Below are 16,344 nucleotides of genomic sequence, written 5' to 3'. Positions count from 1 at the left end.
AATACTCATGAAAAAAACAAAAATTATTATCTTCGTTTTGCTAATGGCATTATTTTGCCCTATGACTTCTTATGCAATGACAATTACTTCCCCGTTTGGTTGGAGGATTCACCCTATTTCAGGGGAAAGGAGTTTTCATACGGGAATTGATATTGCCGGCGACATGGGAGCTCCAATACCAGCCGTATGGGAAGGGCAAGTAACCTTTGCAGGATGGTATGGCGGATATGGTAATGTAGTTGTTCTATATCATGGCGGAACAACCTATACCCTATATGGTCATTGCAGCCAAATTTACGTTCAAGTGGGGCAAACCGTTAAGCAAAGTGATACCATTGCGGCTGTGGGAAGTACCGGGAACTCTACGGGACCTCATGTACACTTAGAATATGTTAAGGATGGACAGTATGTAGATCCAATGAAAATATGGGAATAAAAGCGAGGCTCACCAATGAGAGTTGGTGGGCCTCAAATTTTTTTCAAAAAAATTTTTGTTATACGAAAAATGTTAAACGATTTCCGTATACTAAAATTAAGAGGCTCAAGAAAGGGTGTGGAAAATGGTTGAAAATGCATCAAAAATGATTGTCTTAAAAGTGGACGATGTTTTAAAGGAAAAGGGACATTCAACTTACCGGGCACATATTGAAACAGGAATCCGAAATAATACATTGGCCGAACTACGAAAAGGAAATGTTAAATCGATAAAACTGGATGTACTGGAAAAGCTTTGTGAAACATACGCAGTTACTCCTGGCGATTTATTGAAACTGGAATCACGGGAGGAGCACGCATGAAGATCCAGGTAAATAAGAAATATTTCTTTATTGGTGCCTGCCTATGCGCTTTAGGTGCTGCTTTTGTAATGTATGAAGGATATACCAAAGCATTAACTTTAACAGAGGTAGTTGTTGCCAAACAAAAGATTGATGCAAGAACCGTTTTAACCGCGGATATGTTTGAAACAAAATCAATTCCAGAAATGGCCAAACACCCCAATGGCTTGACCTCAGAGAAAATCAGTAAAGTTGTTGGGTTAACAAGCGTAGCAACTATATATAAAGGCCAAGAGGTTTTGGGACAAGCGGTAGGAGTCGAAGACGAAGACGGTAAACAGCTTGTAACGAAAAACGATAATACCCGTGAATTTCCGATAGCGTTAGACCAAGGAAATGTACAGGTAGGCAACGTTAAAAAAGGAGATATAGTTGATATTATTGTGAACTTCAAAAAAGAAGGCGGGCTTGGAATCGCTACAACGATCAATGTAGCGCCGTTGGTCGAAGTTGTTGACGTAAGCAGCGGTTCGAACGGGAAACAAAGTCTGACCGTACTGGTAGTTCCACAAGAAGCTGGCTATATCAGCTTTGCGGTAGAGCAAGGCGCAAGTATCCGCATCAACAAAGCACAGGCAGGATCAAGAAAAGTGCAGGAAGCAAACGTCTTGCCGCAAACATTTTTAAGTCGCTTTGGTTTTATTGTTCAATCACAACCAGGACGATGAAAGGAGTATAGCAATAATGTCAAAAAACACATTTCGTGGTGACGCCCCCCCAATAGAACTCAAAACGAAAAGAATTCGGTTTGGTTCATCAGATAGTTTGCCATGGAAAGAAGAACCAGCTAATCATCAAGAAGAGGCAGTGATTGCGTCTTCCTTCACGCCGCCGACTAGAGAAAGCGTTCTTGCTAATCGAAACGAGAACATACCTGGGTTAACTACTTCACAATACGTCCCGGAAGAAAATCAAATGCGGCTTACCCCCAGTCCTATCGAACCGCTAATCCCATCTCCGGTTGTTGAAGCGCAATTGCAAACGCCGACCCTTCGAATTCTAGTTGCAGACCAATCCCCGCAATGCAATGAATTTTTAAAGCAGTTTCAAACCATTGAAGACTGGAATTTGGAGTATATTGGCTGGGCTATTACAGGAAAAGTTGCAATCGAACTCATTGAGTCCTATCAACCTGATCTTGTAATTATTGATATGAACATACCAATTCATAATGGGATTCAAGTGGCACGTCATGTAATGATGCGGAATCCGCAAACACAGTTTGCTATTGGAATTAGACCTGACCCAATGCTCAAAACACAAATTCAGGCCCAAGGAATACCGCACATTATAACCCGTACAGGCCAAGGCCAAGAACCCTACTCAAAAAATGATTTATACAACGTTATTCTGGATGTAATTCAAATGAAAATTTCCCAGACCCAGATGGCAACAACTTGCGATACGCCTTTTGCACCTGCAGGAATTCCGGTTCCGCCTGTCGTCGCCGCCCCACCAACATTGTCCCCGGCGGTATTAGCACCCGTTGCACCAAAAGAAGAAGAACCACAATTTATTAGTACCAATCCCGCTACACCATTACCACAACCATCTATGGAAACGAGCAATTCCTTTCTTCAAATTAACGATATGATGAATAGAGCGTCAGATAGCATTAATGAGAAGGCAAGAGAAATCGTTTTCACCTCTGTAAAAGGTGGCTCAGGCAAAACAACACTAACTGTAAATTTTGCTACGGCTGCAGCGTTGTATGGAACATCAAAAAAAGGGAAAGGGCAACCCAAGGTCGCCATAATTGACATGGACCTTAATTATTGTGCAGTGGATACCCATTTCACGAATCAAGGTCCAATTAGAACGATACCTGACCTTATCCGTATGGACGCATTTCAAAAAGAAGAAAAATCATTTCAGCCAGGCGCTATAAGCAATTCACTATGGCAGCCCGATGGGTTTGATAATTTATGGGTTTTGACGGGGCCGCAAATGATTGGCGAAAGTGAAGAAATTAAGGAAGAGCACATAGAAGCCATTATGCATGAGCTTCGGCGGTCTTTCGATTACATCTTCATTGATACGTCCGTGGATTTATTACCCCCTATTCTGACAGCCTTTGGCGAAGCGAAAACGATTGTATTCGTAACGGATTCTACCTATGAATCCGTCAGAAATACCCGGAGTTTATTAACAAAACTTGCTGGTTTTTCCCAGGATCCAAATTCAGAAACACAGCAGTATCTAAAAAAATCGAGGTTGGTAATCAATAAAGCAAAGTATAATGGCGAGTTAAATGTTGATAAAATTAAAGACATCTTGGGAACTGTATCACCGTCAGGAGTGGATAACTTTTTTGCGGGCGAAATTGTTTTTGACAGAAAATCAGCTGATAAAAGCCAAGAACAAGGACTGCCGGCCGTTGCATCATTTGAAAACGAACCCTTGGCACAGGACGTGATACGTCTAGCAACGACATTGGGTACTATTGAAAAGAAAAGGAAGAGCAGTAAGGATCAAGCGTTGGTAGTTCGCGGAGAAAGTTATGATGAAGAGGGTGAAGAAGAGATTGTCGAAGAAGAGGCGCCCCCGAAAAAAGGGTTATTCTCACTCTTTACGAGATTGTTCTCGCGAAAGAAAAAGAAAGAACCAGCAGCTGCTAAGCCAACTCTTAAAAGATCTTCCAAAGGACCAAAAATTAGAAGACGGTAAATGAAAAATGATTAAGGAGGCTGGATGCAGTTAAGAAATTAACTGCATCCTTATTAAAAATGAGAGGATTATTTGGGCAAAGAAATCAACCAAGAAAATTGGAAATCATTCAAGAGATACCTCCAGAAAAGCCGATAGCTTCCTGCTCTGAAGAGAATAAACATATTCATCAAGGCGATTCTCCTTTTGGAAGTCGTCGCACTGAGAATGCAGGCCCCAAAAGCAGGATGGATGATAGCTCATATTCTCAGTTCAAAGATACCGTGTTTAAAAATGTCTTATCTTCTCCTGAATTGAAGATGCTCCAAGAAACGGGAAAAGAACAAAAATTAAAAGAGTTTTTGCTAAAGGAAATTCGCATTGTCATTCCTTATGCAGGAAAAGAAATCGAAGACCGGCTGATGACAGAAATCATCAATGAGATTTGTGGTTACGGCCCCTTAGAACCTCTTTTACATGATGATGATGTTAAAGAAATCATGTGCGTAGGTCCCAATAATGTCTGGGTAGAAAAATATGGAGAGGTAAGAAAGGTTAAAGGGGTTCGGTTTGATAGTGAGGCTCACCTTAAAAACATAGTAGACAGAATCATTCAACCATTAGGACAAAAAGTTGACGTTGCTAACCCCGTATGTGATGGGTACTTGCCAGAAGGGCATCGCCTACACGTTACGATATGGCCAGTTGCTACTAACGGAACGGAATTAACCATACGGAAACACCCAAAATTTAAAATGCGTCCTGAAGATTTTGTGCAGAATGAGTCTATTACTGACGCTGCATTAACTTTCTTAAGGGCCTGTGTTGACGGACGGCTAAATATTGTAATATCCGGCGGTACCGGTAGCGGCAAAACAACAATCTTGAATATGATCAGCAATTTTATTGAGACAGACCGTATTATTGTTTGTGAAGATACGAGGGAGCTGGATCTTGCTGTAGACCATACATTGTACTGGGCAACAAGAAAAATACGCGCCAGTAAAGGAGACATCGTAAATATCGACATGGCAGCTCTCATTTGGAGTGCTTTGCGTGCACGTCCCGACCGAATTATAGTCGGGGAGTGTCGTTCGTCTGAGGCCTTAGAAATGCTGCAGGCCATGAATACAGGGCATGATGGATCGCTTACAACACTTCATGCGAATACGCCGGCGGATGCACTTACTCGTATTGAGTATATGTGTACCTTAGATAAAATAATTCCGTTATCATCTCTCAGAATGCAAATTTCTTCCGCTATAAACATGATTATCCAAATCAATCGGGATGACCGAAATGGTGGAAAACGCAGGATCGTTGAAATTGCAGAAATGGTGGGGTTAGATGATAAAGGGAACTATGAAGTTCAACCAATTTTCAAAATGAAATACCCTTTAAAAAAGGGAGAAAGTGACACTTTAGGCTTTACTGGTTATATTCCAACATTTGCGGATAGATTAACATTGACTCCAGATTGGTATAAAAGCCAACCGGTCCACCCACGGGCTAACGAATTTTTGGAAAGGTGAGATGTATTTATGACCTACATTCAACCATCCACAATTTATATGCTCTGGTTCATAGTGGGATTGCTATGTATCGGCGGAATATATTACTGGCAAATGGAAGAAGAAGAACGATTTAAGCAACGGTTTCGCCTGAGAAATGAGGACTTGCAAGAAGCTAGCCAAACTCAAAATAATAGTTTTATCGATAAATTTTACGGCCGTTTAGCAGAACGAGCTTACGACGCAGGAATTCAAACAAGCATAAAAGGGTTAAAACAACATAGTGTAATTAGAGGATGTATTATCGTAACATTAGTCACCCTAGCAACAGGCAATTTTCTAGTCAGCTTTCCTTTTTTCATTGCGGGTGTTCTATTAACCATTTTTAAAGTAAAACGAGCAGAAGGAAAGCTTGAAGCAAGAATTGAAGTGCAGCTTGAACAGGCAGCAGTAAAGATGCAATCCATACTTCGAAGTTCTCCAAGTATATTGCGCGCTTTAGAAGAAGCGGGAACCGTTCCTGATCCGATTGGACGAAAATTTAGAGCGGCAGCCTTCATGGTAAAAAAAGGGCAGGATTTACAAAGTGTATTGAGGTTTTTAAAAAATAATATCAATACCCAGGACGGTGATTTGCTCTTTAATGGCCTGCTAGTTGCCGATAGAATCAGTTCCGAAGTTGCATTAAAGGCAATAACGAGCACCATCAGTATCATTCGGAAAAGAGATGGGGATCGGTCTGCCATACGAACGATAACAGCCACTGGTCGTGCATCAATAAAAATTGTGGGGTTTTCACCTATGGGCATTTTTCTATTTTGCCTGGTTTTTAAATATGAACTAGTTTCTCAAATGCTGACGGACGCATTAGGTCTTAGTATGCTTTTCGTTGCGGCAATTCTCAATATTGTTGGATTTATATGGGCTAAACAGATTCTATCCATCAAAAAAATGATTCGGTCTGGACTGTAAGGGAGGAGGGCATATGGCTGTATTTGTTTTGTGTTTACTCACTTTTATATGTATTATTCTTTACCTAATTCAAGACGAAAAAGATCTTGAAGAGCGAATGAAAATACGCGGAACCGTTGAGCTTGAAAACGGCAAAGAAAAGATTCGAAATTACGCTCAGCTCCGCGAGTCGATTGTAAAACGACTAGCTAATCTGTCTAGTCCGCCGGTTCCACCAGAACGCTATGAAGACATTCAATCTATGTTGTATGCTGCTGGGGAACCATTTAATTGGAAGCCTTCTCATATTATCACCCTTGAAATGGTAGGGATGTATCTAGGAGGAGCCTTTATTTTGTTCTTAGCCATTATTTATGATGTTGAATGGACAAAATGGCCGCTTCTAATTATATTAGGAGCTATTGCAGGAAGTCATCTGCCAAGTTACGCAATTACAAAACAAATCAAGAATCGCTTACTGGATGCCTCCATTGCCCTGCCAGCAACATTGGACCTGATGGCTGTCTTGGCAAGTATAAATTTATCGATTTTAGAGATGGCTTCTATTGCTTCTGAAAACGCAAATAATGTTCTAACCAAAGAATTTCAACTATTTGTGCAGCGCGTAGAATCGGGCATGACGCTCCAGGACTCCTTGTTGTTGTTAAGTAAACGTTTACCTACAGAAGATATCAATGAAGTATACCGAACATTTACAATGGAAAATGAAATGGGCGCGCACCCGGTAGCTGAAACATTAACTCTTCTATCCGACACCATGCGCCAGCGCCAACAAGACAAGATTCGACAAGGCGCGTCCGCAGCTCAACTCAAGCTCAATATGCCCATGATGCTATTGATCTTTCCGGCCATTGTAATTCTTCTCTTAGGCCCGATGCTCGTAGGTTATTTGAAAACGGCACAATCTTTTTAAAAAATGGTTGTTGCTCCATTGGAGTAACAACCATTTTTATAGCGCCTTTATGCTATACTCCTCTTGAAAGGAAGAATCTAATGAAAACAGTTCATCTTACAATAAAAGTTAGGACAGCGGCAACCTTTTACCAAAGATTGATAGGCTTGTTGGGGGAAAAGGAAAGACAATTTGATGAGGGATTACTTTTAAAACCTTGTCATGCAGTACATACTCTTGGCATGACAATCCCTTTAGACATTTTCTTTCTATCGAAAAATCATCAGGTAGTATCCATGAAAACTCTTCATCCAGGGAAAATCATGATATCCTTTAAAGGAAGTTATGCCCTGGAGCTTCCGGAAGGAACCATTCAAAAGTATAGTATTTGCCGCGGAGATACACTTATATGGAAGTAACGAATAAAGGAGAATGGCAGTTATGAAAAAGAAGAAAGAAATTGTGGTTGATCTGGCAAAGCACAAATTTGGAAAGAATGAAGATAAAATGCTAGCAGAAACCGCACAAGCGTTGGATGCGTACTTATTAAACTCTCATGATAAGCAGACCACGGCTGACTACTCTGACGCGTTACTTAAAGTAGCCAGAATGAGAAATTATGAATCCATGTTCAATTTTTTTGCGGACTGTATTACCTTGTTAAATCCACATCTAGGCGAAAACAGCAAAGTGGATTTATTGGTCGAAACTATAAAAGAAATGATGGATTTAATCATGTTTGCAAAGGCAATGGATGAAACATATCGAAACAATCTCAAAGTCGACGGAGGGTGGTTATTACAGTCATTGGACGATACAATGCCCAAGACGGAGGAAGAATGGCAAAAAGAAAATGGATGGGAACCAAACGAGGTTGTCCGTGCTGCGGCCTTCGATGTGATGGTGCGAATAAAAGAGTGGCGTAATGGAGAACATTTACTCCATAGTCCAGTAAACAACATATAAGCGAAGCAGAAAGTAAAAGGGTACGCTCTTTTGCTTTCTGTTTTTTTTACACCTAAAATAAATATGTAAAACAAAATTTGCGCACATGCGCTAAGGAGGAATTTTATTATGACAAAGACAACTATTATCTCGGGGTGCCTTGTTAACAATCCTGTGGTCCAAAACGATGGTTCTGTTTATTTTCAGGTAAGTAACAAATGCCTGGAATCGCTGCCAATCTGGGTTATGACAAAAGGGAAAGCGGCTGAACATGCCAAGATGTTGTCTGCAGGAGAACCAGTTACTGTCAAAGGAAATCCTGTCACTCGTAAGTTTAATGATAACAACGGAAGCTATGGCTACGTTGATATTCAGAATGCTATTTTGTATGGCGGGATTATTCCCAGCGAAGCAACTAGTGATTTAAATGTCGCTATGCTCGTTGGACGACTCGCACAAGATCCTGAAGTGCGATATTCTGCAAATGGGAAATGTATTGCTACATTTTCTTTGGCTGTTCAACGCGACAGAAATGAAGCAGATTTTTTCAAAGTCACAGCCTTTGACCGAGCCGCAGAAAACATCGGCAATCATTTAACGAAAGGTCGCCGGATTCTGGTTGAAGCAAAACTTCAATCAAGAGCTTGGGACGGAAATGATGGCAAAAAAAGGTTTGAACACAGTTATGTACTGAATACGTTCACCTTCCTTGATTTTGCTAATCAAACAAATTCTACCACTACTTCGCAACCATCTCCGCAACCGAATCAAGGTAGCCAACAACGTTCTCAAGCAGCTCCCGGTGGACAACCGCCTACAGCGCAGAACTCCAACGCAGGAATGCCTGGTGGAGCAATGATGCAAAGCGGTACATTTGGTGGGCCAATACAAGAAGAAGACATTCCGTTTTAATTAGTTCAAAAGAAAACTCTCTTTACGAGAGTTTTCTTTTTTATTACCAGCCGCCCGAAAATCTAAAATAATTTCCGTATACTAAAATAAAGGCCCCAAAAAGGAGGAATAAAAATGTATCAAAAAGTAAATGAATTTAGTATGGTCATGGCAGCCAAATGGTTTTCTTTTAAGCCGGCTATCTCCGCAAAAGGAAAAGCTCGCAAAGGACAAGGTTTAATTGAGTATCTGGCAATCCTTGCGGTTGTTGCCGGCATTGTGTATTTGTTTAAGGATAAGTTTTCGTCTGGAGTTATCGATCCTCTGATTACTACGGTAAAAACCAAAATTTCGCAACTCGCAAACTAAGGTGAACTTATGCTTAACTTCTCAAAACGAGGAAAGCGCTCTGGACAAGCCATTGTAGAATTTTTAATGGTTTTCATAATGATGATCATGGCAATTGCGCTGTTAATGGAAGTCGGACGAGCTGTTATAACCGTCCAGGCTACGTCAAGCGCAGCCTTTGCAGGGGTACGCCAGGGGGTTTTAACCAAAGCCCCCAGTAACCTGTCTGTGGCCCAACAAACAGCAAGACAAGCAGCGATGGAGAATGTCCCATTTGCAAAAGCCGGATACACTTCGATCAGTAATGTGCAAGCCTATCCTAAAGCCGGCCAGAATGCTCCTGGGTATCCGTTGGAAGTTGTCGTGACCGTTAGCTTGAAACCAATTTTTTCACAGTATTTTCTACCAAATTGGGCATCGTTTAACGTATCAAGAAAAGCCGTTATGATTATGGAGGACGTCTAAGATGAAAAAGCGGAAGGGGGCTATATTAGTAATAGGCTTCGTATTTCTCGTTTGCATTACTTTGTGCTTAGGAATATTGGTCTTTGATTTGGGAGGCGCCCTTTCCGTTCATTCTGACTTAGCTAACATAGCAAATGCTGCAGCGGTTGCCGGCGTTAGAAAAGGATTTAGTGAAGAAGTCTTTATGCAAACCGGCAACCGTGTTTTAGATCCTGGAAAGGCTAGAGAGGGCGTTGAACAAAGTTTACGAGATAATGCCAGAAATGCCAGTTGGAACATGAAGCTAACAAAATTTGAAATTCAATCTGATAAAAGTTTGTTAAATATTGAAGTGGAAGCTACTGTTCCAATGACCTTTATGAAAGCTGTAAGTAACGGATTGAAAGAAACAAAGGTAAAAGCTAAAGGTACTGCTGCCATCAAACAAAAACGAATCTGATGATAGGTGCAGGGAGGAAACATCATGGCAGAAACGAATCGTCGACCGTGGAAATTGCTTGTAGGTGTTTTGGTCCTTGGGTGTTGCATAGGTGGTTTGGGTGCGTATTATTGGAATACACATGGTCATCTTCCTGGCTTAGGAAACGCTACGCTGGTTAGCGAAAAAGAATTTACCAAAAAGCCACCAATGAAAGATATGGGGGATAAAATTTATAAAACTTCGGCCGAGTCCTATACAAGAGATTTAGGCGTAACGGTTGAGGGAATTCAGTTTAAAAAGGAATATTCAAAAGTCTTTTTAACCGTCAAGAATGATGGTGCAAAAGAATTGCAAATTTTAAGCGGTGTTAACCAAGCCACATTGATTGATAATGTGGGCCAACAATACAAATGCGAACCGCTTGAAACAAGAAATCCAGCGTCTATATTGCCGGGTACAACAGCAAAGCTGGAATTGGCTTTTACGCCTATTCCAACTGAAGTTACAACCCTCCAACTGACCCTTCCACGGTTATTTCGAATGGGTGAAGCTCCATTTGATTCTACCGTAAAAATTCCGTTTGGTTGAGTTTCTTTGAAAGGTTGATTATATGCAGTCTTTTCATCGGCCTACCGTCGTAGAACAGGTTATCGATGATGAGCTACTACGATTAGCTAGGGAAGACAATGTGGTAGCTCAACGCCGCCTTGGCGAACATTATTACCATGGGTTAAATCGGGCTGAAGATAATGATGCCGCATTATATTGGTTTACTCGTGCTGCGAGTCAGGGCGATGCTCACAGCCAAGCCAGAGTCGGGGATATGTACCAATATGGGCTTGGAACTAAGCCTGATAATAAGTTGGCGTTGGAATGGTATAGCAAAGCAGCAGAACAGGGTAATACCTATGCAATGTTTAGACTTGCCTGGTTTTATGATCAAGGGAAGAGCCAAGTGCGATTTCCTAAAAGTAGAAGCGTTGCAAGAAAGTACTTCAAATTGGTTGAAAAAAAACAACTTGAGAATGAACAAAGAGCCGAGGAAAAATAAATCCTCGGCTCTTTTGCATCTGTCCCTTTTAACCCATAAAATTGAATCATAAAACAAAATTATGCCATACAGGCAAAGGAGGATTTTATTATGATTAAAGTACGTCGTGAGGAATTGATTGGTCTATTGAAAAAGGTTCAGAAAGGATGGAATAACAAAGTAGGAGTGGCTTCTGTAAGTGGTACGGTTCTTTTGAAATGTACCGGGACTGTTTTAGCCGGAAGATCGACAGACTTGTCTGTTGACGTTCAATCTGTTTGCAGTATTGAAGCTGGCGATGAAAAATTTGCTGTCTTGGTAAAAGGAGCCGAACTATTGGCCATTACCACAAAGATGCCGGAAGGATCGTTAATTTCGATGGAGATCAAAGAGGATGGCCGCTTGCTTATTAAGGCAGGGAAAATCAAGTGCCATCTGCCTGTGATTGCAGAAGAACTTCCACCGACTTCTAAAATTGAATCTGGAGAATTAGTAACGATTAAAGGAGAAGACTTTAAAAGTCTGGTCAAAAAAACAGGCTTTTCAATTGCGAAGGACGAAAGTCGTCCTATGTTTACAGGTATTTATCTATCCATCTCAAAGGAAGATAAGTCCATCACTGCTGTTGCTACAGACACGCATCGGTTAGCTCAGGCAAAAGTTGCCTTAGAACGCGAACCAGCAGCAACAAACGCGTTTATTGTTCCCTATAAAACCATGGTTGACGTAGCTAGCCTTATTGAAAATCCAGGAGATGATATTCGTATCTTCGGAGACGAAAAAAGTCTTATTGAATTTAGGTTGCCCAACACAAAGTTGTCCTCTAGACTAATTTGTGGAAAGTATCCTGATTATAATAAGATTATCCCTAGTGATTTTATTGCAACAATACAGGCTGATACGGGAGAGCTGCGAGACACTATGGATCGGTTGCTTCTCTTTGCCAAAGGGGAAAACAAATCGGTTTGCTTAAATCTAACAGAGGATCAACTTAAATTATCCACATCGGAAAAAGTTGCCGAGCAAATTGAAGAAGAGCTTACTGCGACAAGTGATGGAGCCGTAAAAATTGCATTTAATGGGTCTTTCCTTTTCGAACCACTGAAAGTACTGGATTGCAAGGATGTTAAACTATCTTTCTCTGGGCCATTAAAACCATTGTTGCTTACGCCGGTTGATGACAATTCGTTTTTGTGCGTTTTGACGCCAATGCGGATTTAAAAGAAAGCCTTTGCATTTTTTAATGCAAAGGCTTTTCTTTTCTAACCACACAAAACTATGGTTCGATGATAGCATTTAATCATAAAGATCAATAAAGAAGGTGTAAAGATGCAGGGGAAATATCCATCAGCTAAACAACTCGCTTTACCCCTATTAGAGTTAATCGATCAAGGAACTACACAACCACAAAAAGCCTATAACCTATTGGCCGATTCATTTGATCTTACCGAATTTCAAAGAGAAAAAACCGTACTTGGGAATGTATCGTATTGGAAGCGTAGGGTCCGATGGGTATACCAAGATTTAAAAAAAGCTGGATTCATTGAGCGAAAAATGGAGAGCTTATGGAATCTAACGGAAGCAGGAAAAAAGCATTTGTTAAATGCAAAATCCGGTGTCGTAGTAACCGTATTTTCTACCACAAAGGGAACGAGCATCTGGGGGGATTGTCGTGAAAGTTTAGCAACCATTGAAGATAATCATGTGCAATTATGCCTAACTAGTCCACCATACCAGTTAGCTAGTCCAAGAGAATACGGAAACTTAAAAGGGACAGATTATCATCAATGGCTAGTAGGTTCATTGCAAGAGGTTAAGCGAGTTCTTACGCATGACGGATCGCTTGTGCTAAACCTTGGCAATGTTTGGGAACCGGGCAAACCCTGTATGAGTTTGTATCAAGAAGAAGTTATACTTGATCTTTGCAGAAATCATGGATTCTATTTAGCTCAAAAATTATATTGGCATAATACCACAAAGCTGCCCACGCCAACTATGTGGGTCGCTAAACAGAGAAAGAGGGTAAAGGACGCTGTAGAATCGCTCTGGTGGCTATCAAAAACACCCGACCCCTATTCAGATACCCGCGCCATTTTAAAGCCGTATGCAGCGAGCCAGCAAAGCTTAATGGAGTCTCCTCCACAAGAAACCGTAAAGCGTCCGTCTGGATTTTCAATAAGTCCTTCGTTTTATGCAGATAATGGTGGCGCCATTCCTCATAATATCATTAAAGTACCTCATAATAATTGTGATAATGAATATATAAAAGCTTGCAAACAAAAAGGGGTTAAGCCTCATCCAGCCAGGTTCCCTTGGAAGATACCCGAGTTTCTTATAAAATTTCTGAGCAAACCTAATGATGTGATATTGGATATTTTTGCTGGTTCAAATACAACTGGTTGGATTGCGGAAAAATTAGGTAGACAATGGATATCCATTGAAAAAAGCTTCCATTATATCAAAACGTCACTCACACGATTTAAATTAGTTCAAATAAACCCCGTATTTCTTAATTTTCAAGGGAAATAGGCAAAAAACTCTTTCATAAGTACAGAATATATCGTAATGTCACGAATTCGTGATAAAATAAATACAAGGTGGTGATTGCGGATGCGCTTAATGGATGTCATGGTAATCTCAGAAGCAGCACAACGATGGAAGAAGGAGGTATCCACTTTGCGCAAAGCTTGTGCTCGGAGAGCATTTAAACCGTCCGAAGCAAGAAAATCAGGTAATGTATGGCTAATTACAGAGCAGGGTATGGTAAGGGTTTATGGGCCCGAACCGCTTGAACAAACTTCATCTAAAAATTGAACGAAATGCTTGGCTCTTTTGCGGCCAAGCATTTTCTCATTTAAAATTAAAGTGTAAATCAAAATAAGCCGAATTACGGCCAAGGAGGAATTTAAATGGAAAATGTACAACAGGTATCGTCCGTAATCCCAAATTCAGGCCCAGGAGAACTTAACATCAATGCTGGTGTTGGAATGCCTGGAATGACTAGTGACCAAGAGCCTACTATGACGCCAAACTCAGATAATGAATTGTTCTTTTTACAAAATGTCATGTCGTCTCCAAACATGGAGAAGTTTGGTGCAGGAGTGGGAGCTAAACTGTTAGTCGCAAACGATGCGATTAGCAATGTTCCTAAAACTGGCTATAACAGTCACTTCAACTACGCTTACGCGGAAATTGATGACATTAAAAATGTTGTTAATCCCGCGCTGCGGAGAGCAAAGCTTATTAGCCAAACGCTTTACAAAGTTTTAGGAACACGGAAAGTCAAAACCTTCAAAGGGAATGTTGAATACCAGATTTACATGGAATCAACGTTCCGAGTCATCGATCCCGAAACGACTGAGTATATTGATTATTATGGTTATGGCTGCGGCCAAGATGCTGGAGAGCGTCTTTTGCAAAAAGCGCAAACATCGGCACTGAAGTATGCTATGACCAACGCTTTCAATATCCCAATGGGCAATAAAGAGGAAGTAGAAAGCGATAACAACCACAATCAGGATAATGTCCCAACTCCTTTTCCTCAAACGTCAAGAGGACCGTCTAATGGGGATACCGCTTCAACGCAAGTTGCTTCATCGACACAAGTAAAGATGCTTATGAGCAAAATGGAATCTTCCATTAAGAGTGGGAAGTCTACTCAGGAGCAAATGGAGCAAGTACTTGCCGAGTTTGGAGTAAACTCAAAAAGCTTGGATAAACTCAAAAAGAGTGATGTCCCAGCTGTACTAAATAATATCCCCGCGTAAACAAAAAGTTAGAACGGACAGGCAGCCATTTCGGTTGCCTGTCGTTCACGGAGGATTTAATATGAAATACGATTTATCTGCATCGAGAATAGGTACTTTTATGAGTTGCCCAGCGATGTATTATTTTAGATATATTGATGGGATGCGCTCATTACCAACGCCACCTTTAGCTCGCGGAAAATCAGTACATGCTGGCGCTGAATTGCATGGGCGCCGGCGTATTGAAGCGAGAACGAACCCAAGTATTATTCCCAGCCTAGAAGAAGTTCTGGATTTTGTTTCGGAAACCTTCGACAAAGAATCCGAGTTAACCGATTTTGGAGAAGATGATCCAGGCTTTTTTAAAGACCAAAGCATTGCATTAGCGAAAGCTTTTGTGGAGACCGTTGCTCCAACATTTGAGCCGGCTATGGTTGAGCAGACGCTTTACTTTTCTATCATGACTCCTATAGGACCGGTTCGTCTTATCGCTATCTTAGATAATATCGATTTAGACGGAAATATCCGGGACCTAAAATGTTACGCTAAAACACCAACGCAAAGTGATGTTCAAAAAAACGTCCAACTTTCCATTTATTCTATGGCATATCGAAGCGAGATGGCGATGGAAGAAGCTAGCGTAAATTTAGATGTATTGGTAACCAAAAAGGAAATTGAAGCGATTACTCTTTCTTCTAAGCGCAATCAGCAAGACCTTGATATTTGCGCAAAGACGATTGCCGGAGTCTGGATGCAAATCCAGGCAGGAAATTTTTACCCAAATGTTGACACGTATCGGTGCTCACCTAAAATGTGCCCCTATTTTTATCACTGTCAAAGTGGTACGCAGCGATGCTTATAAAGAAAGAGCCGCCTAAGGCGGCTCTTTCTCTTTAGTTTAGCATTTCCCAATTGGCTTTAATTAGGCGATAGGTTTTCCCATCGTCGGCTTGTTGCATGTACCGTATTACTTCACCATTATCGATCATTTTTGAAAGCAGCGCTTCCGCTTGCAACGGCTTAAGCTTTAGCTTCTTCGCTGCGGTAGCTGCAAAGGGTTTAAATGCCAAAGGGGTTTCTGTATCTTCACAAGACTTGAATCGTTTAACGAATTCTTCTCGAAGTAGCGTTTCATAAAGTTCTTTATTGGGATTCGTTACCGAAAACTCATGGAAAGAATAAGCGATATCCTTTAAATCACTATTAAGTGTTCCTTCTGGCCCTAAAACATGAAGTTCAACATTCAATTCGGCCAGTTGTGCAGCTATCCCGTTTATTCTCCAATCTCCGTTCATAAGAACCACCGCATGAGCATTTCGATCCTGTTCTGGAATCGCTGTTACATACAAAAATAATTCTTCAGCCATAGTAAATAATAAAGGATTCTCTTGATGATTTTCATCGATCGTGTTAATTACGACCACTTCATTATAAGGCAATACATTTAGTGCTGATATTTGGTTTTTAAGGGGCGCCTTAGAAAAATCACCTAAAAAGGCCAACCTGCTCAAAGTATATCGATCTTCTAACGAAGCCATAAGCTCTTTCACTTTTGGCTGTTCTCCTTCGTTATGGGCACTATGGTACCACATCTCGTAATTTACTAAGACCAACGCTTTTTTCATAAAATAATCCTCCTTA

The 16,344-nt window shown here is 40.9% G+C and carries 21 protein-coding genes; 20 read left to right on the top strand and 1 reads right to left on the bottom strand.

Going from position 1 to position 16,344, the window contains the following annotated elements; translation table 11 throughout:
• The first annotated feature begins 7 nt into the window (after positions 1-7).
• From C508_RS0110535 to C508_RS0110440, 20 genes are all read left to right on the top strand, one after another.
• Positions 8-436 carry a M23 family metallopeptidase gene (locus C508_RS0110535; RefSeq protein WP_018703531.1) on the top strand — a complete coding sequence of 143 codons (429 nt, stop codon included), beginning with the start codon at positions 8-10 and terminating at the stop codon, positions 434-436.
• Between the two features lie 124 nt (positions 437-560).
• Positions 561-797, top strand: a complete 237-nt coding sequence (locus C508_RS0110530) for a helix-turn-helix domain-containing protein (RefSeq protein WP_169342529.1) — start codon at positions 561-563, stop codon at positions 795-797.
• Complete coding sequence (locus C508_RS0110525; protein WP_018703529.1) at positions 794-1,504, top strand: SAF domain-containing protein; 711 nt, start codon at positions 794-796, stop codon at positions 1,502-1,504. Before C508_RS0110530 ends, C508_RS0110525 begins: the two co-directional genes overlap by 4 nt.
• A gap of 16 nt (positions 1,505-1,520) precedes the next feature.
• Complete coding sequence (locus C508_RS0110520) at positions 1,521-3,503, top strand: CpaE/TadZ family protein (RefSeq protein ID WP_018703528.1); 1,983 nt, start codon at positions 1,521-1,523, stop codon at positions 3,501-3,503.
• A gap of 98 nt (positions 3,504-3,601) precedes the next feature.
• A complete protein-coding gene (locus tag C508_RS18340) occupies positions 3,602-5,014 on the top strand; it encodes a TadA family conjugal transfer-associated ATPase (RefSeq protein WP_169342528.1) in 1,413 nt (470 codons plus the stop codon).
• A gap of 9 nt (positions 5,015-5,023) precedes the next feature.
• Positions 5,024-5,965 carry a type II secretion system F family protein gene (locus C508_RS0110510; protein ID WP_018703526.1) on the top strand — a complete coding sequence of 314 codons (942 nt, stop codon included), beginning with the start codon at positions 5,024-5,026 and terminating at the stop codon, positions 5,963-5,965.
• A gap of 13 nt (positions 5,966-5,978) precedes the next feature.
• Positions 5,979-6,878 (top strand): type II secretion system F family protein, encoded by a 900-nt coding sequence (locus tag C508_RS0110505; RefSeq protein WP_018703525.1) that lies wholly within the window; start codon positions 5,979-5,981, stop codon positions 6,876-6,878.
• Between the two features lie 80 nt (positions 6,879-6,958).
• A complete protein-coding gene (locus tag C508_RS18335; RefSeq protein ID WP_018703524.1) occupies positions 6,959-7,276 on the top strand; it encodes a DUF192 domain-containing protein in 318 nt (105 codons plus the stop codon).
• 22 nt (positions 7,277-7,298) lie between these two features.
• Positions 7,299-7,823, top strand: coding sequence for a hypothetical protein (locus tag C508_RS0110495; protein WP_018703523.1), 525 nt, complete (start codon positions 7,299-7,301; stop codon positions 7,821-7,823).
• 108 nt (positions 7,824-7,931) lie between these two features.
• On the top strand, positions 7,932-8,714 hold the full coding sequence (locus C508_RS20710) for a single-stranded DNA-binding protein (protein WP_018703522.1): 783 nt from the start codon (positions 7,932-7,934) through the stop codon (positions 8,712-8,714).
• Between the two features lie 114 nt (positions 8,715-8,828).
• Complete coding sequence (locus tag C508_RS0110485) at positions 8,829-9,062, top strand: hypothetical protein (RefSeq protein WP_018703521.1); 234 nt, start codon at positions 8,829-8,831, stop codon at positions 9,060-9,062.
• Positions 9,063-9,071: 9 nt separating this feature from the next.
• Entirely contained in the window at positions 9,072-9,506 is a 435-nt protein-coding gene (locus C508_RS0110480; RefSeq protein ID WP_018703520.1) for a TadE/TadG family type IV pilus assembly protein, read from the top strand.
• A gap of 1 nt (position 9,507) precedes the next feature.
• Positions 9,508-9,945: a pilus assembly protein TadG-related protein gene (locus C508_RS0110475; RefSeq protein WP_018703519.1), complete on the top strand. Its 438-nt coding sequence runs from the start codon at positions 9,508-9,510 to the stop codon at positions 9,943-9,945.
• Positions 9,946-9,969: 24 nt separating this feature from the next.
• Complete coding sequence (locus C508_RS0110470) at positions 9,970-10,515, top strand: hypothetical protein (protein ID WP_018703518.1); 546 nt, start codon at positions 9,970-9,972, stop codon at positions 10,513-10,515.
• A 22-nt stretch (positions 10,516-10,537) separates the two neighbouring features.
• The gene (locus tag C508_RS18325) at positions 10,538-10,978 is read left to right on the top strand and encodes a tetratricopeptide repeat protein (protein WP_018703517.1); all 441 of its coding nucleotides are present in this window, start codon (positions 10,538-10,540) and stop codon (positions 10,976-10,978) included.
• A 90-nt stretch (positions 10,979-11,068) separates the two neighbouring features.
• Entirely contained in the window at positions 11,069-12,178 is a 1,110-nt protein-coding gene (gene dnaN, locus C508_RS0110460) for a DNA polymerase III subunit beta (protein WP_018703516.1), read from the top strand.
• A gap of 108 nt (positions 12,179-12,286) precedes the next feature.
• Positions 12,287-13,486 carry a site-specific DNA-methyltransferase gene (locus C508_RS18320; protein WP_018703515.1) on the top strand — a complete coding sequence of 400 codons (1,200 nt, stop codon included), beginning with the start codon at positions 12,287-12,289 and terminating at the stop codon, positions 13,484-13,486.
• Between the two features lie 81 nt (positions 13,487-13,567).
• Positions 13,568-13,771, top strand: a complete 204-nt coding sequence (locus C508_RS20705; RefSeq protein WP_018703514.1) for a helix-turn-helix domain-containing protein — start codon at positions 13,568-13,570, stop codon at positions 13,769-13,771.
• Between the two features lie 95 nt (positions 13,772-13,866).
• Positions 13,867-14,724 (top strand): ERF family protein, encoded by an 858-nt coding sequence (locus C508_RS0110445; RefSeq protein ID WP_018703513.1) that lies wholly within the window; start codon positions 13,867-13,869, stop codon positions 14,722-14,724.
• Positions 14,725-14,785: 61 nt separating this feature from the next.
• On the top strand, positions 14,786-15,565 hold the full coding sequence (locus C508_RS0110440; RefSeq protein WP_071595789.1) for a RecB family exonuclease: 780 nt from the start codon (positions 14,786-14,788) through the stop codon (positions 15,563-15,565).
• 31 nt (positions 15,566-15,596) lie between these two features.
• Here C508_RS0110440 and C508_RS0110435 read toward each other — a convergent pair whose 3' ends face one another.
• Positions 15,597-16,328 carry a hypothetical protein gene (locus C508_RS0110435; protein WP_018703511.1) on the bottom strand — a complete coding sequence of 244 codons (732 nt, stop codon included), beginning with the start codon at positions 16,326-16,328 and terminating at the stop codon, positions 15,597-15,599.
• Positions 16,329-16,344: the final 16 nt, after the last annotated feature.

Origin of the sequence: Anaeromusa acidaminophila DSM 3853 (assembly GCF_000374545.1) — a bacterium.
GTDB lineage: Bacteria > Bacillota > Negativicutes > Anaeromusales > Anaeromusaceae > Anaeromusa > Anaeromusa acidaminophila.
The sequence above is the reverse complement of the archived record's forward strand: the minus strand, read 5'-3'. Positions and strand labels throughout refer to the sequence as shown.